We start from the raw sequence: 16,741 nt of genomic DNA on the forward strand, positions 1-16,741 counted from the left end.
CGTCAGTCCAGCAACAGGACCTTGGCCAGCACGATCTTCGGCCCTTTCATCTTCTTGATGATGATCCGCAAGCCTTCGACCTCCAGTACCTCTTCCTCTTCCGGCACCCGCTTGAGGGTGTCGTAGATCAAGCCGGCCAGGGTTTCGGCTTCGATATGGTCCAGGTCCACGCCCAGCAGGCGTTCAACCTTGAACAGCGGCGTATCACCTCGTACCAGCAGCTTGCCCGGCTGGTAGGCCAGGATGCCGCGTTCGGCCTTGCGGTGTTCGTCCTGGATATCGCCGACCAGTACTTCCAGCACGTCTTCCATCGTCAGGTAGCCGATGACCTTACCGTCGGCTTCCTCCACCAGGGCGAAGTGCGCGCCGCCTTTGCGGAACTGCTCCAGCAGTTGCGACAACGGCATATGCCGCGACACGCGCTCCAGCGGGCGGGTCAGCTCGGCCAGGTTGAACGATTCGGGGATATGGTCCAGCGCCGCCAATTCCAGCAACAGGTCCTTGATGTGCAGCAGGCCCACAAACTCGTTACGCACCGCGTCATACACCGGGTAGCGGCTGAATTTATGACGACGGAACAGCGCGAGGATTTCCTTGAGCGGGGCGTTGAAGTCCAGGGTCACCAGGTCTTCCCGGGAATTGGCCCAGTCCACTACTTCCAGCTCGCCCATTTCCACGGCGGAGGCCAGTACACGCATGCCTTGGTCGCTCGGGTCCTGGCCGCGGCTGGAGTGCAGGATCAGCTTGAGTTCTTCGCGGCTGTAATGGTGTTCGTGGTGGGGGCCAGGCTCGCCTTGGCCGGCGATGCGCAGAATGGCGTTGGCGCTGGCGTTGAGCAGGTAGATGGCCGGGTACATCGCCCAGTAGAACAGGTACAGCGGCACTGCCGTCCACAGCGACAGCAGCTCGGGCTTGCGAATGGCCCAGGACTTGGGCGCCAGCTCACCGACGACGATGTGCAGGTAGGAGATCACGAAAAAGGCGGCAAAGAACGACACGCCCTTGATCACTTCGGGCGATTGCACGCCCACAGCGTCCAGTAACGGTTCGAGGATGTGCGCAAAGGCCGGCTCACCGACCCAACCCAGGCCCAGCGAGGCCAGGGTGATACCCAGTTGGCAGGCCGACAGGTAGGCGTCGAGCTGGCTGTGCACGGTGCGCAGGATCTGCCCGCGCCAGCCGTTTTTGTGGGCGATGGACTCGACCCGGGTGGCGCGCAATTTGACCATGGCAAATTCCGCCGCAACGAAGAAGCCGTTGAGCAGTACCAGGATCAGTGCAAAAAGAATCATGCCGAAATCGGCGAAGAGTGTCGCGAGGGTAATACCAGGGGAAGGGTCCATGATGGGGTTGTGCAGGTTCCGTGTGTTCAATAAGGGGTGACAGGTGGGCCTGAAAGGCAGGCACAAGTCGGCCAATGTAGCGGCTGACGGGGCGCTTGCCTAGTACTCGCTGCCAGGCGGGGCTGAAATGCGGCCTCTAAAACACGGCAAGTCCAAATGTGGGAGGGGGCTTGCTCCCGATAGCCGTGTGTCAGTCAGCACAGCTGATGCGGGTACACCGCCGTCGGGAGCAGGTCCCTTCCCACATTGGGTTTTGTGCTGTGTTTGAGTTATTCATCGTTTCCCACGAGCCGCGAGCGGGTCACCTGCGTCGTAGGAAAGTGGCAGGTAAAGGTGCTGCCGTGCCCCAGCACGCTGCTGATTTCCAGGCGGGCCCGATGGCGCAGCAGCACATGCTTGACGATCGCCAGGCCCAGCCCGGTGCCGCCGGTGTTGGAGTTGCGGCTGGAGTCGACGCGGTAGAAGCGTTCGGTCAGGCGTGGCAGGTGCTTGGCGTCGATACCGATACCCGAGTCCTGCACACTCAGGTGCGCGCCATGCTCGTCGGCCCACCAGCGGATGCGGATATTGCCCTTGTCCTGGGTGTACTTCACGGCGTTGAACACCAGGTTGGAAAACGCACTGCGCAACTCGCCTTCGCTGCCCTTGAGCAGTACCAGCGGGTCGGCTTCCAGGGTGATTTGCTGGCCGCGCTGGCCGGAGAGGGCCTGGGCGTCGTTCTTGATGGTCTGCAACAGGCTTTGCACCGCCACCGGGTGGTTATCCGACGGGTAATCGGTGGCCTCAAGCTTGGCCAGCAACAGCAGGTCGTTGAGCAGGGTCTGCATGCGTGAGCCTTGCTGTTGCATCTGCTGCAGGGCACGGCTCCAGCGCGGGTTGATCTCGTCAACGTTGTCCAGCAACGTTTCCAGGTAGCCGCAGATCACCGTCAGCGGTGTGCGCAATTCATGGGAGACGTTGGCGACGAAGTCTTTGCGCATCTGCTCCAACTGGTGGATGCGGGTCACATCACGCACCAGCATCAGGTGCTCGTTATTGCCGTAGCGCGTCAGGTACAGCTGGATGCGCACGCGGTCGTTGGTAGGCGAGGGGATTTCCAGGGCTTCTTCGTAGTTGTCCTGCTCGAAATACTCCTTGAAACGCGGGTGGCGCACCAGGTTGGTCACCGGCTGGCCACTGTCCTGGGGCGTCTTCAGGCCCAGCAGGGTCTCGGCGGCGCGGTTCCACCATTCCAGGTTGCCGTCGCTGTCGAGCATGATCACCGCGTCTTTGAGCGCGGCGGTGGATTCCTGCACCCGGTCGATCACCGCTTGCAGGCGCCCGCGTACCCGTTGGTCGCGGCGTTGCAGGTGGTAGATGCTGTCGAACACCTCGCCCCACAGGCCATAGCCGTCGGGTGGTGCTTCGTCGGGTTTGTGCTGGCGCAGCCATTCATGCAGGCGAAGCAATTGTTTGAGGGTCCAGCCCAGATACAGGCCAATGCCGACGGCCAGGCTCCAGCCGTAATAGCCGCTGATCAGGCCCACCAGCAGGCAGCCGGTGATCAACACAAGCATGTGGCGGATCAGGGTGCCATGCCAGTTTTGGTTCAAGGTGCGTCCTTCGGAGCAGTTTCAAGTTTCAAGCTGCAAGCTCCAAGCTTAAGCAGTCCCGCTTTTAACTTGCGGCTTGTGGCTGGTTGCTTATAGCTCAACCTTTGGTTGAAAACCGATAGCCGGTGCCGCGCACGGTTTGTACCAGATTCTCGTACGCATCGCCCAAGGCTTTGCGCAGTCGGCGGATATGCACGTCAACGGTGCGCTCTTCTACATAGACATTGCCGCCCCACACTTGGTCGAGCAACTGGCCACGGGTGTAGGCGCGTTCCTGATGGGTCATGAAAAATTGCAGCAGGCGGTATTCGGTCGGGCCCATCTCGGCGGGTTTGCCGTCGATGGTCACGCGGTGGCTGATCGGGTCCAGCAGCAGGCCGCCGACTTCGATGGGCGCCTCACCATCAGTCGGGCCTGCGCGACGCAGCACGGCTTTGAGGCGCGCGACCAGTTCACGTGGGGAAAAGGGCTTGGTGATGTAGTCATCGGCACCGACTTCCAGGCCCTGGATCTTGTTGTCCTCTTCGCCCTTGGCGGTGAGCATGATGATCGGGATGTCCCCGGTCAGCTCGTCACGTTTGAGGCGGCGGGCCAGTTCGATACCGGAGGTGCCGGGCAGCATCCAGTCGAGCAGGATCAGGTCCGGTTTACGGTCGACGATAATGGCATGGGCCTGCTGGGAGTTCTCCGCCTCCAGGCAGTCATAGCCGGCCATTTCCAACGCAACGGCGATCATTTCGCGAATGGGCGCTTCGTCGTCAACGATCAGAATGCTCCTGCCAACCATGCCTAAATCCTCTTGTCATTTAACTGTCTTGCGCCGCATTAGATAACGGAATTATTGCAGTCGTGTGACAGTAATTTAGCCGCTTGGGCAATTTGCGGCACTCTGGACTACGCTTTGGGTCCGAATCCTGACAACCACAAAAGGAAGGTTCCGATGACTTACAGTACGATTTCCTGGAAAGCCCTGCTGGTCACGGCGGCGTTGACGCTGCCGACGCTGGCGTTTGCGGCAGACCCGGCGATGACCAAAGACGGGATGCTGGTGGATCACAAGGGCATGACGCTCTACACCTTTGCCAAGGATGCTGGTGGCAAGTCCATGTGCAACGACAAGTGCGCCGCTAACTGGCCACCCTTGATGGCAGAGTCCACCGACAAGCCTATGGGCAAGTGGACCGTGATTACCCGTGATGATCAAAAGAGCCAGTGGGCCTACAGTGGCAAACCGCTCTACACCTTCGTCATGGACAAGAAGGCCGGTGACATGACCGGTGAAGGCAAAATGGACGGAGCCTGGATGGTTGCCAAGCCTTAGCCCAGCCCACTAATGATGAGGGGCCTGGCCCCTCATCGAAACCCGTAGTCAGCCACAATCCCGACAAAAATCGCCAACCCGGCCCAGTGGTTGTGCAAAAACGCCTTGAAGCATTTCAGGCGGTCCCGGTCCCGTGTGTACCAGAACTCCCAGGCAAAACAGCCCGCCGCCGCCAGCAGCCCGAGGTGGAACCAGCCACCCAGCTCGAACCGCGCACCGGCCAGCAACAGGCACACCAACGAAAGCCCTTGCAGGGTCAGGATGATCACGCGGTCGGCATCGCCGAACAGAATGGCGGTGGACTTCACCCCGATCTTCAAGTCGTCGTCACGGTCCGTCATCGCGTAATAAGTGTCATAGCCCACCGTCCACAACAGGTTGGCGATATACAGCAGCCACGCGATAGCGGGCAGGTGGCCGGTCTCTGCGGTAAACGCCATCGGCATGCCCCAGGAAAACGCCGCCCCCAGCACCACCTGCGGGTAATAGGTGTAGCGCTTCATGAACGGGTAGCTCGCCGCCAGCGCCAAACCGCCCAGTGACAGCAGGATGGTAGAGGCGTTGGTCAGCAGCACCAGCAGGAAGCTGATGCCCATCAGCACCGCAAAGAACACCAGTGCCTCTTTCGAGCTGATTTTTCCGCTCACCAGTGGCCGTTGCTCGGTGCGTTTCACGTGGCCATCGACCTTGCGGTCAGCCCAGTCATTGATCACGCAGCCACCGGCGCGAGTCAGTACCACGCCCAGCACGAAGATCACGATATTGAGCAGTGACGGCGAACCCTTGCCGGCAATCCACAGCGCCCACAGCGTTGGCCACAGCAGCAGGTAGATGCCAATGGGCTTGTCCATGCGCGTTAGCTGAATGAAATCCCAGGCCCTGGGGTTCAGGCGGTTCAAGGACTTGAGCAGACGTTGATACATCAGCAATTCTCCGGGTGGCCATGCAGCGCATGCCAGAAACTCGGCAGGAAAATTTCCGCCACCAGTACACTCAGCAACCCGCGATCAAAGCGTGAGCGGCGCGCCCACAGGCCATCGGTCTGGTCTGCTGTCGGCAGCCACTGACGAGGGTAATGGCACACCTCGATGGCCTGGCGGGTAAAGGCACGGTCGCAGAACAGCAATTCGCCCAGCGAGCGGCTGCCCAACGCGTCCATGTGCAACCCGTCGCCCTGCAAGGCACTGCGAGCCGCTACGCTGCGGGCGAACACCCACGGCTGGCCATGCCCGCGCAAATAGACCTCGCGCACCCAACCAATACTGGCGGGGGCGAGGTCCAAGGCGGCGCATTCATCATCGCGCAACGGCTGCCAGCCTTCGAACAGTGGCGTCACGCTGAAACCGTCATTGGACAGCCGCGTCAGCCGCCGCGTCAGCGAGCCTTCGTCGAACAGCCAATTGAGGACCAGGGGCGCGGGCACAGGGGCCAGAAGGCTCTGGGTCAGCCATTGGCAAGCATCGGGAAGGGCGATTGAGTGCGGCACGGTGAGTCAGTATTGGCAGCAAAAGAGGCGGCGAGCTTATCATGGCACCCTGATCTTTTGCCGTGTCAAACCCGTCGTTTGCATCGATCGTGCTTGCATCTGCCGGCCCCGATCAGTACAAAACGCCCTGAGTCGCGCGGCAACGCTGGATCTATCGATCGCCGGCCAAGATGCCTGGACCTTGAGGAAGCAAGTAATGAAGAAGTGGCAATGTGTAGTCTGCGGCCTGATCTATGACGAAAAAGACGGTTGGCCGGATGACGGAATCGCTCCGGGCACCCTGTGGCAGGACGTCCCGGAAGACTGGCTATGCCCGGACTGCGGCGTGGGCAAAATGGATTTCGAAATGATCGAAATCGGTTAATTCTTAGTTTAAGACACGTACTACAAGGAGAAAGGAATGAACGCACCTGTCGTGATCATCGGCACAGGATTGGCCGGATACAACGTAGCCCGGGAGTTTCGCAAGCTCGACAGCGAGACCCCATTGCTGCTGATCACCGCGGATGACGGGCGCTCCTACTCCAAGCCCATGCTCTCCACCGGCTTTGGCAAGAACAAGGAAGCCGACGGCCTGAGTATGGCCGAACCGGGTGCCATGGCCGAGCAACTCAAGGCCGAAGTGCGCACCCACACCCGCATCAGCGGTATCGACCCAGGCCACAAGCGCCTGTGGATCGGCGAGGAAGCGGTGGTTTACCGCGACCTGATCCTGGCCTGGGGCGCAGAGACCGTGCGTGTACCGGTCGAGGGTGACGCGGCTGAGCTGATTTTCCCGATCAACGACCTCGAAGACTACGCACGCTTTCGCGCCGCGGCTGCCGGCAAACGCCGCGTGCTGCTGCTCGGTGCCGGCCTGATCGGCTGCGAGTTTGCCAACGACCTGATCCTCGGCGGCTATGAAATCGACCTGGTCGCGCCCTGCGAGCAAGTCATGCCGACTTTGCTGCACCCGGCAGCGGCCGCCGCCGTGCAAGCTGGGCTGGAAGGTCTGGGCGCGCGTTTCCACCTGGGCCCGGTGCTCAACCGCCTGCAGCGCACTGCAGACGGCCTGGAAGCGCACCTGTCGGACGGTGAAGTGATTCACTGCGACCTGGTGGTCTCCGCCATCGGCCTGCGCCCACGCGTGGACCTGGCCGCCGCCGCCGGCTTGCAAATCAACCGCGGGATCATGGTGGACCGTCACCTCAAGACCTCCCACGCCAATATCTACGCCCTGGGCGACTGCGCCGAGGTCGACGGCCTTAACCTGCTATACGTGATGCCACTGATGAGCTGCGCCCGCACCCTGGCCCAGACCCTGGCCGGCAACGCCACGGCGGTCAGCTACGGGCCGATGCCGATCACCGTGAAGACCCCGATCTGCCCACTGGTGGTATCGCCACCGCCACGGGGTAGCGAAGGCGTGTGGAGCGTCGAAGGGCAGGGCGCCGACATCAAGGCCCTGTGCCGCGATGCCAGCGGCCGCCTGCTGGGCTACGCGCTGACAGGCAGCGCCGTAATGGAAAAACTGGCCCTGAACAAAGAACTTCCGCCGTTGCTGGCGTAAATACGGGTCGTTCTGTCGGAATCAGCACGTTCTTACCCCTAGAAAGGTCGCCACGAGACTGGCGGAGCGTGCGAGGGCATGCCATCCTCACTCCCGTCTGCCGCAGAGTAGAGCCTGCGGCGCCTTGGGCGCTGCTCCGTAAGAGAGCAGCACGGACATAACAACAAAAAACCGTCAAAGAGGCTTCATTTATGCGTAAACCAGAACTCGCAGCCGCCATCGCTGAAAAAGCAGACCTCACTAAAGAACAGGCCAACCGCGTCCTCAACGCCGTTCTCGAAGAAATCACCGGCGCCCTGCACCGCAAGGACAGCGTCACCCTGGTTGGCTTCGGCACCTTCCTGCAACGCCATCGCGGCGCCCGCACCGGCAAAAATCCTCAAACCGGTGAGCCGGTGAAAATCAAGGCCAGCAACACCGTTGCGTTCAAGCCGGGCAAGTCGCTGAAAGACACTGTCAACGCGTAATGGCGTTACCGTCTCGAAGGGGGCGGGGTGGTAGGAGAGATGGGCACGCCGACTGGGTCGGGTGCCCATTTTTTATTGGACTAAACAAGACGGTAATGCAATCTGGCCCGTCCGGCTTCTCACAGACAGCTTTTTATCTGGAGCTTTTTGATGAGTCTTCATTTGAATGGCGTGAGCTTTTCTAATCCGATCTTGCCAATGATTTCATTGATTCTGGCGACATTTTCTTCGATATCGGCTTTTATCTTTTCGTGCGGGTAATGTTCGGGTTTATCAAAGAACTGAATTTTTAACAGGCTCATCAGGTAAGTGACACGTTGATTGCCCTCTGTCACAAAGTCGCCCTCGTTCTCCGCGTCCTGGATTTTGTCCAGGCTCAAGGTCTCGCCTCTTACAAAGCGTTCATGGGTGTTGCGCTTCACCGTGACTTGCAGCTCGTTTCCTGTGTTCAGCGCCGCCAATACACGAGCACGCGCATCAGCGTACACGGGCTCATCACCGCGCGCCCTCGCCAGGGTGCCGTTGAGTACCAGTGACGCCTCGATCCAGACCCAATAGTCATAGTTATTTTCAAAAGGGATTTTGCTCAGCGGTGCAGTGAGCTGTTCGGCCAGGTCTTTTTCATTGATGACGTACAAAAGGTAAGCCAGACGGGTCAGCGATTCGATACGTGACTTCTGAGTTTTATTGTATTTGGCTGCCACTTTCGACACGCGGTCTGCCAATGGGCCGCCGGCAGCAGAGAGTGAATCAAGTGCTTCTGTGATCTGCATGGAAATCTCCAATCGGTTACTTCACGACTATTTTTACTCGGGTCCCGTCGTCATAGCCGCTCAGGGCATGCGCGATCGAGGAGCCTGCGCCTCGGTTGTCGCTAGGGTCGATGTACCTGACGCTAGCCCCTTTGCCACCTTCTTTGAACATCGCCATCGGGAATTCATCCCGATCCAGTGCCTTGACGGACGGGTGACCGGCCAGAGAGGCTTTGCGGTTATCCGCCGCGCCCAGGCGATCGATAGTAAATATATTTTTTCCTCGCGCCTTGATGACATCAGCGATGTGACCGAACGTCTGCTTGTACTGCTTCCTGGTCAGTTCAAGAACGATATCGTGTGTCTTGCCATCTCCTGCCTTGACGTTGCAACCCTTGTATCCAAGGGGGTCAGTCCAGACGATAGGGTTCGGCGCGTATTCATAGAGGTTAATCCCACCTGCCAGCCCAATAGGGTCGGGCGTCGTAAACCGCCCTACGTCCGGATCATAAAAGCGGAAGGTGTTGTAGTGCAGGCCCGTCTCCCGATCCAGGTATTGTCCCTGGAAACGCAGGTTCTGCTCCTCGATGTAATAGGGTTCGCGAACTTCCCTGACGCTGTTGCCCCATACCTGGTAACGCGATTGCCACAGCGTATGCCCGTCCGCTTCCGTCAACTGTTCAGGCAAACCGTTCAAATCATTGTGGTAGTAACGCACACGCTGATGTTCGCCAGTGCCATCGACACGTGCCAGCAGGATAAAGGGGTCAGATTTATTTACAGTCCCTATCCGGATTAAATAGATCCGTCCCCTTTATTGTTCAGACTTGGATACCTTTGGAACAGTCTACGAATCGAAGACCTTTAAGCTGGGATGCTTCGCATTGCTGCTTGAACTGCTGGGAAACAAAGATGCGTTGTGAACTTTCCTTAGCTCTCACGATATGGTGATTGCCTAAGGTAGCAGGTGGCAGACTTTGAAGAGTGGTGAATTTCAGAGGACCATCCGGCATAAAGCTGAACATGGGACCATATTGAGAGTTATTCAAATCAATACAAGGAAGTATCTGGATCACATTGAATACATAGTAACCTTCCAGCTTTTCTTCTTTTAGATAAACGTTGGCAGGAAAAAGCTGAGCGTCTTTCGGGAATTTGCGCAGTACGTTGGCCATTGCCTCGCTTACAAATTCAAGCGTGTCACTTTGAAGAAGATCGAAGGACATTAAGCGAGATGCGCTGATCTTATTTTTATTTCTAAAGGTTGGAGTGGTAGCAATTGATGATTGCTCTTCTCCACTAATAAACAATAGGTGGTCGGGAGATTTTTTCTGGTCGTATTTGAACCAGTAAATTTCTGAATAGTTTTCACTGATTTCTAATAGGTACATATTATTTCCCGCAGCGACCTGCTTGAGTTGAGTTTTTATTCAACCGAGTACGCCCATTGCGTAATCCCGACCTTTCAGAGCTGACAACCTCCCTCACTGCCTGCGCGTACTGGGCTTTTTTCCATTTTCCAGCCTTGCCCGCGAGGGATATTTCATTGAGCTGTGCCCGAACAGCTTTGTTGTAACCCGGATGTGAGCCTTTGTGAATAGTGCGATATTTGTGCTTGCCCTCTTCACTAGGCAAGTAAATGATGTTGGAAGTTTTGTGTATGTCGAATCCAGCCTTCTTCAGAGCAGGGTGATCAGCCAGCGATTGAGGAATAATATGGTGTTTCTGGAATCCATCGATTCCAGGCATATTTTTATAGTTCCAGTTAAACAGGCCCCATGGATCAACCCATGTAATTGGATTTGGCGCATATTGGTACAGGTTTATGCCGCCCAGTAAACTGATCGGATCTGGAGTCGTGAATCTCCCTATTTCGGGGTCGTAGAACCTGAGAGTGTTGTAGTGTAGCCCCGTCTCCCGGTCCAGATACTGCCCCTGAAACCGCAGGTTCTGCTCTTCAATGTAATAAGGCTCACGCACCTCTTCCAGCGTGTTGCCCCACACCCGATAAGTCGCCTGCCAGACGCTGTGCCCATCGGCCTCGGTCAGTTGTTCCGGCAACCCGTTCAGGTCGTTGTGGTAGTAGCGAATCTTCTGTAGCGGGCCAAGGCCGTCGACGCGGGCCAGCGGTTCGTAGCCGTCATCATCGTAAACATAGAGGCTGGTCTGGCTGTATTTATGCTCCTGCAATAACCGCAGTCCATCCCACACAAACTGCGTTTCTCCCAGCGGATACCCGTCACTGCCATGCTCGGTTTTTTCGATGCGTCGGCCCAGCGGGTCGTAGATCATTCGCACGACGCTGCCGTCATCGTTACGCACTTCAACCAAACGGCTTTCAGCATCGTAGGTAAACCGCTGCACGCCCAGTTTCGCGCTGCGTTTTTCGATCATCCGCCCAAACGCGTCATAGCGATAACGTTTGTCCTGATAGGTCAGCAGCTTGTTATGCATCACCAACCCGGCACCCGCCTGCGGGCCGTCCAGCAGGTTGGCGGCGGCGTCGTAGGCGAAGGTTTCACGCTGGCCGTGCAGGCTGTCCTGGCTGGCGATGATGCGGCCGGTGGCGTCGTAGTGCAGCAGTTGGCGGTGCTGTGCGGCGGGTTGTTGGTAGAGTTTGCCGATCAGGTTGTCGGCGGGGTCGTATTCGAACTGTTTTTGCGCGGCCGTCGGCATCAACGATGGCTGACTTGCCAAGCGGCGTTGGCGCGAACGCAGGCGGCCACTACGGTCGTATTCGCTGCGGGTGGTGAGCTGGCCCTGGGTGCGCAGTACTTCGCGGTGCAGGCGGTCACGCTCGAAGTCGCTGATGACCTGGCCGTCGAGGTTGATCTGGTGCAGATGGCCGCTGCCGTAATACAGGCGATTGAGCCAGCGGCCGTCCGGCAGTTGGGTCTGGATCAGGTTGCCGAGTTCGTCGTAGTGGTGTTGCAGGTTGCCCGCCGAACTCTGCTCGCAAAGCAGTTGGCCGAGGGCATCGTAGGCAAAACCCAGGGCTTGGACGTTGCCCTGCGAATCGGTGAAGGTGACAGCCGTGAGCTGGTCCACTGCGTCGTAGCTGTAGTCGGTGCGGCCATCGTCGGTGGTCTTGGCAATCAGCCGGCCCACTGCATCGCGTTCCAATCGATGGACGATAGGCGCGGGCGGCGTTTCGGGCACCAGGGCCAGACCGTTTCCGTAAGGCGCCGGCACGGCAGTCACCGCCGTGACGTTATCCAGCGGGTCATAGCTGTAGTGCTTGGCGCTGCCGTCGAGGTCCTGCTGTTCAACCAGACGGTCGCTGGCATCCCAGGCAAAACGATAACGCTCGCCGTTTTCGTTGATCAGCGCTTGCAGCCGTCCATAGCTGTCATAGCCGAACTGCACCTGCCGGCCATGGGCGTCGATGCGCTGGCTGACCAGGCCACGGCGATTATGTTGATAGAGCGTCGTATGCCCGGCCGGGTCGGTGTAGCCCACCAATTGGCCGCTGACCGCGCGCTGGTACTGCTCGGTACGGCCGTCCGGCAATTGGGTGGTGAGCAGACGGCCCTGGGCGTCATAGCTGAATTGGGTACGCTCGCCCAGGGCATCGGTAATGACCTGCAGATAGCCGCGCTCGTCGTAGCTGAATCGCGTCGGGTAACCTGAGCAGTCGATGTGCTCGACCAGTTGTCCGAACGGGTTCCAGCGCAGCTTTTTGCTTTTGCCGGTGGCGTCAATAATTTCCACGGGCTGGCCGTGGGCGTCATAACGATAGCGCGTGACGTAGCCCAGTGGATCGGTTTCGGCGATGCAGTTGCCGCGTGAGTCATAGCGATATTGCCAGCTGTTGTCCGCGGCGTCGGTTTCCACCAGGGGCAAGGCCCAATGTTCCAACCACAGCGTCGAATCGCTGCGACCCAGCGGGTCGGTTTCGCCGATCAGGTTGCCGGCCTCGTCGTAGCTGTATTCAAAGCGCCCGCCCAGCGGGTCGGTGGCGCTGAGCAACTGGCGCTCGTCGTTCCATTCGAACAGCCAGGTGTGGTCAAGGTTGTCGCTGTAACGAATGATCTGGTGTTGGGTGTTCCAATGCCGGGTACTAACGCGTTGCAAGCCGTCGGTAATACGGGTGATACCGGCCTGCAAGTCATAGTCGAACTGGTAAGCGTCGCCCTCATCGGTCCAGTGCCGGACCACGCGCCATTCCAAACCTTCAACCAAAGACCATTCGTAGAAGCAACGAAGCCCGGTCGGCAGTTGATGCTCCACCATCCTGCGACCGCTGTCGTAGGCAAAACGACGCTGAACCTGGCCTGTCGCATCGCGCACTTCAGCCAGGTTGCCCTGCGTGTCGAAGCCATAACTGACCAGCACTTCTCGGCGCTGATCAGGGTACAGACGTTCGATGCGCGCCAACTGGCCCTGATCACGGATCAACTCAACCTGCACCAGGTCGAATGTGTCGCGTAGCCGCACCATGTGCCCGGCTTCGTCATAATCGATATAGATGCGGTTGTCGTTTCGGTCGCCCAATTGAGTAAGGCGCAGCAGCGACGGGTTGGCGGAGGGTTCAAGCAAGCGATACAGGCCGTCATCGCTCTCGATCAGCAACTGCCCATTGAGGTGACGCCGCACCGCGAGCCCTTCACCGGCGCTGAACACCGCGCCGCCCAAGGGAATCGAACCCATGTCGATAGGCCGACCTTGCTCATCGGTATAAATCAGCGTTTCACCGCCCTCTGAATGGGGCAGGATCTCGACGCACACTTCATATGGGACGCTCCAGCCTGCGCCAAACATTCCGCCCGGGCGCTCATCGCGGCTGTTGTAGAAGCGCTGCCAGTCGATCGGCAGGATGCCGGGCAGCACAAAATCCAGCTCCTCGGCATTGCCCAGCACCTTCGCGCCCGTGGCCGCATGCACCGGATTCGATGAACCCATCGCTGCGTTCGCCACGGCCCCCATCGCGCTGCTGACCGCCATCGACGTGGCCCCGCCGATCAACATGCACGGCAACTTGCTGAAGAACTTGCCCTTGCCACCCTTGAGCATCAACAGTGCCGTGACCGCCAACCCTACGCCCGGCGTCTTGCCACTGCGAATCTCACGCACCACCACCGAGCCGCCGCCAATGGTCACGTTGGAGGAAATCAGGCCGGACGACACCACCGTTGCATCGCAGGTGCTGCGATCACCGCTGCGCGCCGCCGGTTGGCCGTTGATGGTGACCTTATCCGAACCCTCGGCCAGAAACTGCGGCGGCATCGGCGGGTGCTTCATGCACGTGACCAGGTCCAGCGGCTTGGGCTCGGCCCCAGGCGCCGGGGTGGCGACGGTAGGGCGCCACATCTGCGAGAAGAAACTCTCGGCCATGTCCAGGTAGCTGGCTTCGGGCTCCGGCTCGGGCGCTTCCAGCTCGGTACCGGCCGGTGCGACATGGGAACTGATCGCCCCTGCGGCGCGTGCAGCGGGGATGTTGTTGGTCAGGGTATCGGTGGAACCGGTAAGAATATTGGCCTGCACCGTGGGCGGAAACAGCGCGTTGGCGAACGTATCGCATAAACTCGTCAGGCCTTTATCGGCCCCGGTCTTGCTCATGGCCAGGCCGACAATCGTGCCCACCACGGCACCCAGCAGGAAACAGCCAAGCCCACCGGTGGCGACGGTAATCCCAGTGGCGGCGACGACAGCCGCCGTCGCCACCGCCGTGATCGCGATATTGGCCGCTACCTCCAGTACACCGCCGAGAATGTCCGCCATCATCGAGGTGTGCGAGAGTGCATCGCCCATCCGGGCGGCCCATAGAGCGTCAGACATGCCGGCAGCTCATCAAGAAATAGCGTCGAACGACAGCGATTTTTTTATCAATGCCCAATGCGCCGCCTCAGCATCCCCAAGCGTGTCCGCCTTCACATAACTCAAGGCGAGCATCTTGCGCGTGCCCGGGATCACCAGTGCCAGTTGGTACTGGAACACCTTGTCATTGCCCTTGTTGAACTGGCTGCGCAGTTCAATGCCTTCCACCTCTTGGGCCGCACCCAAGCGCACGTTCACCCCCGGTTGATAGCGCAAGTCCTGCACCTGTTTTTCCAGGCGCTTGAGCTGGTCGTCGAAGTTGCTGTGCAGGGTTTCGCCTTCGGTGAGGAAGCTACGGCTGATGATCAAGGACGTGCCCAGCTCGGGGAACTTGAGGATATTGATCGTCGCGTCTTGCAGCTCGGCGACCGGCAGTTGGAGCTGGAATTCGTTGATTCGGTACGTCATGGCAAACAGGTCTCGTCAGGAGCTTTTAGGCGCGGGGAACGCGGCTTTGATATTCGCGTCGATGCTGGCTTTCATGCCTTGGCCATCGGGCGTGGCGCCGGGGCCGCCGCCGTTATTCAGGTGCAGCACGCCGCCGGTGTTGAACTCGGCATCGCCGCTGGCGTAGAAGCTGATTTGCACGCCGCTCAGGTTGATTTGCCCGCTGGCATTCAACTCCAGGATGCTTTTGCCGCAGACCAGGCGCAGGTTTTCGCCCACTTCAATCACGTAGCTCTGGCTGATGCTGTCGGTCTTTCTCTGGCCCACCGAGAGGATGTCTTCATGCTTGACGATGCGCAGGCGGTTGTTGCCGATGGTCACCGTCTCGTTATGGCCGATGCTCTTGTTGCGGTCATGCCCCACCGAGTGGCTTTCATCCACCTCGACAACAATGTCCTGGTTACGCTCGGCGTGGATGTATAACTGCTCCAGCCCCTTCTTGTCCTCCATGCGGATTTCATTGAAGTTGGCCGGCGTGCCGCCTTTGCTCGAACGGCTTTTCATCCCGCTTTGGGTGGCGTTTTCCGGCAGGTCGTAAGGCACCGTCTGTTCAGCGTTGTACACACGGCCGGTGATGATCGGCCGGTCCGGGTCGCCTTCTAGAAAGCTCACAATGACTTCCTGGCCGATCCGTGGAATCTGCATCGCCCCCCAGTTCTTGCCGGCCCAGGATTGCGATACACGAATCCAGCACGAGCTGTTTTCGTTGGACTGGTCGTGGCGGTCCCAATAGAAATGCACTTTTACGCGGCCGTATTGGTCGGTCCAGATTTCCTCGCCTTTAGGGCCGACGACCAACGCGGTCTGCGGGCCTTTGACGATGGGACGGTGGGTGTTGGCCAACGGTCGGAAGCTTTGTTGGGCATCAATACAGGTGAGGCTGCTTTCGAACTGCGCCGAACCCGAGCCGCCGCCACTTTCCAGGCTTTCCTGAACGATGTAGTAACGGCAACCCACGATCAGGTATTCGCGGTTCTGGTCCTGGCGGCTGAAGCCGGTCAGGCTGAACAGATGGCCCGAGCCCAGGCCACGGGCGTTGCCGCTGAACTCGATTTGTTCGTGGAGGGTTTGCAGGGCTTCGATGCGGGTGCGCGCGTAGTGTTCGCCGTCTTCGCTTTGCACGTAGGTGCCGGGGTAGTCGTACAACGGGTAGTCGCCGGCGGTGTGCGGGCGCGGCATGGCCGAGCGTACGTCGATACTGGCGCTGGGGCGCTGGAAGTCGTAGTCGTTGAGCTCCAGCGAGCCCGGCTGTACTTCCTGCGCCAGGTGCCAGTTGTGCATATGGTCGCGTTCGCGCTGCTGCTCGTCCTTGGGGTAGTAGGGGATCGACGCGTAGCCCGGCACCGTGGTGTGGGCGCCATAGGCATCGGCCAGCACCAGCACATGACGGTCCTGCTCATGGCGGAAGAAGTAGTAGATACCCTCCTGTTCCATCAGGCGGCTGACGAAATCGAAGCTGGTCTCGCGGTACTGCACGCAGTATTCCCACTCGCGGTACGGCCTGCTCAGGGCGTCTTCGAAGTCGGAAAACCCCAGGTCACGGAACACCTGCTTGATGATCTGCGGGATGCTCAGGTTCTGGAAAATCCGGCAGTCGGAGGTGCGGCTGAGCAGCCACAGCCACGGGCGCAGCGTTACCTGGTAGCTGGCGAACTGGCCTTGGTCGATGTTCTGGCTGCAACGGGCGACGATGCCGTGGAAGTGCCGCTCGCCTCCGTCCGCCAGTTGCAGGCCCACACTCATTGGCTTGCCCAGCAACTGGTTGAGGTCAATGTTGGCGTCCAGGGACGTCAATTGCAGCTCGTAGTTGAACAACCGGCCCAGCTCTTCACCGCCGCCCATTTCATTGAGCAGCAGCACATCCGGCCCGAGGGGGCTGGTGATCTTGGCCAGGCGTGAGGCTTGGTTGAATAGCATCGATAGTCCCGTAAACACCTTAGTCACTGAAGAAACCGGCTCTAAATGTG

At 59.2% G+C, this 16,741-nt stretch carries 15 protein-coding genes and 1 pseudogene; 4 read left to right on the forward strand and 12 right to left on the reverse strand.

What is annotated here, in order from left to right:
* Positions 1–2: 2 nt before the first annotated feature.
* The 3 genes from M5B43_RS01190 to phoB form a co-directional block, all read right to left on the reverse strand.
* Entirely contained in the window at positions 3–1,343 is a 1,341-nt protein-coding gene (locus tag M5B43_RS01190; RefSeq protein ID WP_248748421.1) for a hemolysin family protein, read from the reverse strand.
* Positions 1,344–1,612: 269 nt separating this feature from the next.
* Positions 1,613–2,899, reverse strand: coding sequence for a phosphate regulon sensor histidine kinase PhoR (phoR, locus tag M5B43_RS01195; protein ID WP_248748532.1), 1,287 nt, complete (start codon positions 2,897–2,899; stop codon positions 1,613–1,615).
* Between the two features lie 133 nt (positions 2,900–3,032).
* Positions 3,033–3,722, reverse strand: coding sequence for a phosphate regulon transcriptional regulator PhoB (gene phoB, locus M5B43_RS01200; protein ID WP_003176964.1), 690 nt, complete (start codon positions 3,720–3,722; stop codon positions 3,033–3,035).
* A gap of 153 nt (positions 3,723–3,875) precedes the next feature.
* Between phoB and M5B43_RS01205 the strand changes: the two genes are divergently transcribed.
* Positions 3,876–4,256, forward strand: coding sequence for a hypothetical protein (locus M5B43_RS01205; protein ID WP_248748422.1), 381 nt, complete (start codon positions 3,876–3,878; stop codon positions 4,254–4,256).
* 32 nt (positions 4,257–4,288) lie between these two features.
* Here the strand turns inward: M5B43_RS01205 and ubiA are convergent, their stop codons facing one another.
* Positions 4,289–5,179 (reverse strand): 4-hydroxybenzoate octaprenyltransferase, encoded by an 891-nt coding sequence (gene ubiA / locus M5B43_RS01210; RefSeq protein ID WP_248748423.1) that lies wholly within the window; start codon positions 5,177–5,179, stop codon positions 4,289–4,291.
* Complete coding sequence (locus M5B43_RS01215) at positions 5,179–5,742, reverse strand: chorismate lyase (RefSeq protein WP_248748424.1); 564 nt, start codon at positions 5,740–5,742, stop codon at positions 5,179–5,181. Before M5B43_RS01215 ends, ubiA begins: the two co-directional genes overlap by 1 nt.
* A gap of 196 nt (positions 5,743–5,938) precedes the next feature.
* On the opposite strand from M5B43_RS01215, the gene M5B43_RS01220 reads away from it, so the two are divergent.
* The 3 genes from M5B43_RS01220 (at position 5,939) to M5B43_RS01230 (ending at position 7,758) form a co-directional block, all read left to right on the forward strand.
* Positions 5,939–6,106 (forward strand): rubredoxin, encoded by a 168-nt coding sequence (locus tag M5B43_RS01220; protein WP_003213373.1) that lies wholly within the window; start codon positions 5,939–5,941, stop codon positions 6,104–6,106.
* 36 nt (positions 6,107–6,142) lie between these two features.
* Positions 6,143–7,291 carry an FAD-dependent oxidoreductase gene (locus M5B43_RS01225; protein ID WP_248748425.1) on the forward strand — a complete coding sequence of 383 codons (1,149 nt, stop codon included), beginning with the start codon at positions 6,143–6,145 and terminating at the stop codon, positions 7,289–7,291.
* Positions 7,292–7,482: 191 nt separating this feature from the next.
* Entirely contained in the window at positions 7,483–7,758 is a 276-nt protein-coding gene (locus M5B43_RS01230) for an HU family DNA-binding protein (RefSeq protein WP_003176958.1), read from the forward strand.
* Positions 7,759–7,916: 158 nt separating this feature from the next.
* Here M5B43_RS01230 and M5B43_RS01235 read toward each other — a convergent pair whose 3' ends face one another.
* The 7 genes and pseudogenes from M5B43_RS01235 to M5B43_RS01260 form a co-directional block, all read right to left on the reverse strand.
* The gene (locus M5B43_RS01235; RefSeq protein WP_248748426.1) at positions 7,917–8,531 is read right to left on the reverse strand and encodes a DUF6707 family protein; all 615 of its coding nucleotides are present in this window, start codon (positions 8,529–8,531) and stop codon (positions 7,917–7,919) included.
* A gap of 16 nt (positions 8,532–8,547) precedes the next feature.
* Complete coding sequence (locus tag M5B43_RS27315) at positions 8,548–8,934, reverse strand: NucA/NucB deoxyribonuclease domain-containing protein (RefSeq protein ID WP_349292345.1); 387 nt, start codon at positions 8,932–8,934, stop codon at positions 8,548–8,550.
* Positions 8,908–9,264, reverse strand: a pseudogene (locus tag M5B43_RS27320) (RHS repeat-associated core domain-containing protein); the annotation flags it as partial. The gene M5B43_RS27315 and the pseudogene M5B43_RS27320, both read right to left, overlap by 27 nt.
* A 67-nt stretch (positions 9,265–9,331) precedes the next feature.
* On the reverse strand, positions 9,332–9,901 hold the full coding sequence (locus M5B43_RS01245) for a DUF1629 domain-containing protein (RefSeq protein WP_248748427.1): 570 nt from the start codon (positions 9,899–9,901) through the stop codon (positions 9,332–9,334).
* A gap of 1 nt (position 9,902) precedes the next feature.
* On the reverse strand, positions 9,903–14,288 hold the full coding sequence (locus M5B43_RS01250) for an RHS repeat-associated core domain-containing protein (RefSeq protein WP_248748428.1): 4,386 nt from the start codon (positions 14,286–14,288) through the stop codon (positions 9,903–9,905).
* Between the two features lie 12 nt (positions 14,289–14,300).
* Entirely contained in the window at positions 14,301–14,735 is a 435-nt protein-coding gene (locus tag M5B43_RS01255; protein ID WP_248748429.1) for a DcrB-related protein, read from the reverse strand.
* A 15-nt stretch (positions 14,736–14,750) separates the two neighbouring features.
* On the reverse strand, positions 14,751–16,691 hold the full coding sequence (locus M5B43_RS01260) for a type VI secretion system Vgr family protein (RefSeq protein WP_248748430.1): 1,941 nt from the start codon (positions 16,689–16,691) through the stop codon (positions 14,751–14,753).
* Positions 16,692–16,741: the final 50 nt, after the last annotated feature.

The organism is Pseudomonas sp. MWU15-20650 (genome assembly GCF_023242475.1).
GTDB lineage: Bacteria > Pseudomonadota > Gammaproteobacteria > Pseudomonadales > Pseudomonadaceae > Aquipseudomonas.

Coding starts and splice junctions, on each gene's coding strand:
- M5B43_RS01190 (WP_248748421.1), bottom strand. CDS start 1,343: ATGGACCCTTCCCCTGGTATTACCCTCGCGACACTCTTCGCCGATTTC.
- phoR (WP_248748532.1), bottom strand. CDS start 2,899: ATGCTTGTGTTGATCACCGGCTGCCTGCTGGTGGGCCTGATCAGCGGC.
- phoB (WP_003176964.1), bottom strand. CDS start 3,722: ATGGTTGGCAGGAGCATTCTGATCGTTGACGACGAAGCGCCCATTCGC.
- M5B43_RS01205 (WP_248748422.1), top strand. CDS start 3,876: ATGACTTACAGTACGATTTCCTGGAAAGCCCTGCTGGTCACGGCGGCG.
- ubiA (WP_248748423.1), bottom strand. CDS start 5,179: ATGTATCAACGTCTGCTCAAGTCCTTGAACCGCCTGAACCCCAGGGCC.
- M5B43_RS01220 (WP_003213373.1), top strand. CDS start 5,939: ATGAAGAAGTGGCAATGTGTAGTCTGCGGCCTGATCTATGACGAAAAA.
- M5B43_RS01225 (WP_248748425.1), top strand. CDS start 6,143: ATGAACGCACCTGTCGTGATCATCGGCACAGGATTGGCCGGATACAAC.
- M5B43_RS01230 (WP_003176958.1), top strand. CDS start 7,483: ATGCGTAAACCAGAACTCGCAGCCGCCATCGCTGAAAAAGCAGACCTC.
- M5B43_RS01235 (WP_248748426.1), bottom strand. CDS start 8,531: ATGCAGATCACAGAAGCACTTGATTCACTCTCTGCTGCCGGCGGCCCA.
- M5B43_RS01245 (WP_248748427.1), bottom strand. CDS start 9,901: ATGTACCTATTAGAAATCAGTGAAAACTATTCAGAAATTTACTGGTTC.
- M5B43_RS01250 (WP_248748428.1), bottom strand. CDS start 14,288: ATGTCTGACGCTCTATGGGCCGCCCGGATGGGCGATGCACTCTCGCAC.
- M5B43_RS01255 (WP_248748429.1), bottom strand. CDS start 14,735: ATGACGTACCGAATCAACGAATTCCAGCTCCAACTGCCGGTCGCCGAG.
- M5B43_RS01260 (WP_248748430.1), bottom strand. CDS start 16,691: ATGCTATTCAACCAAGCCTCACGCCTGGCCAAGATCACCAGCCCCCTC.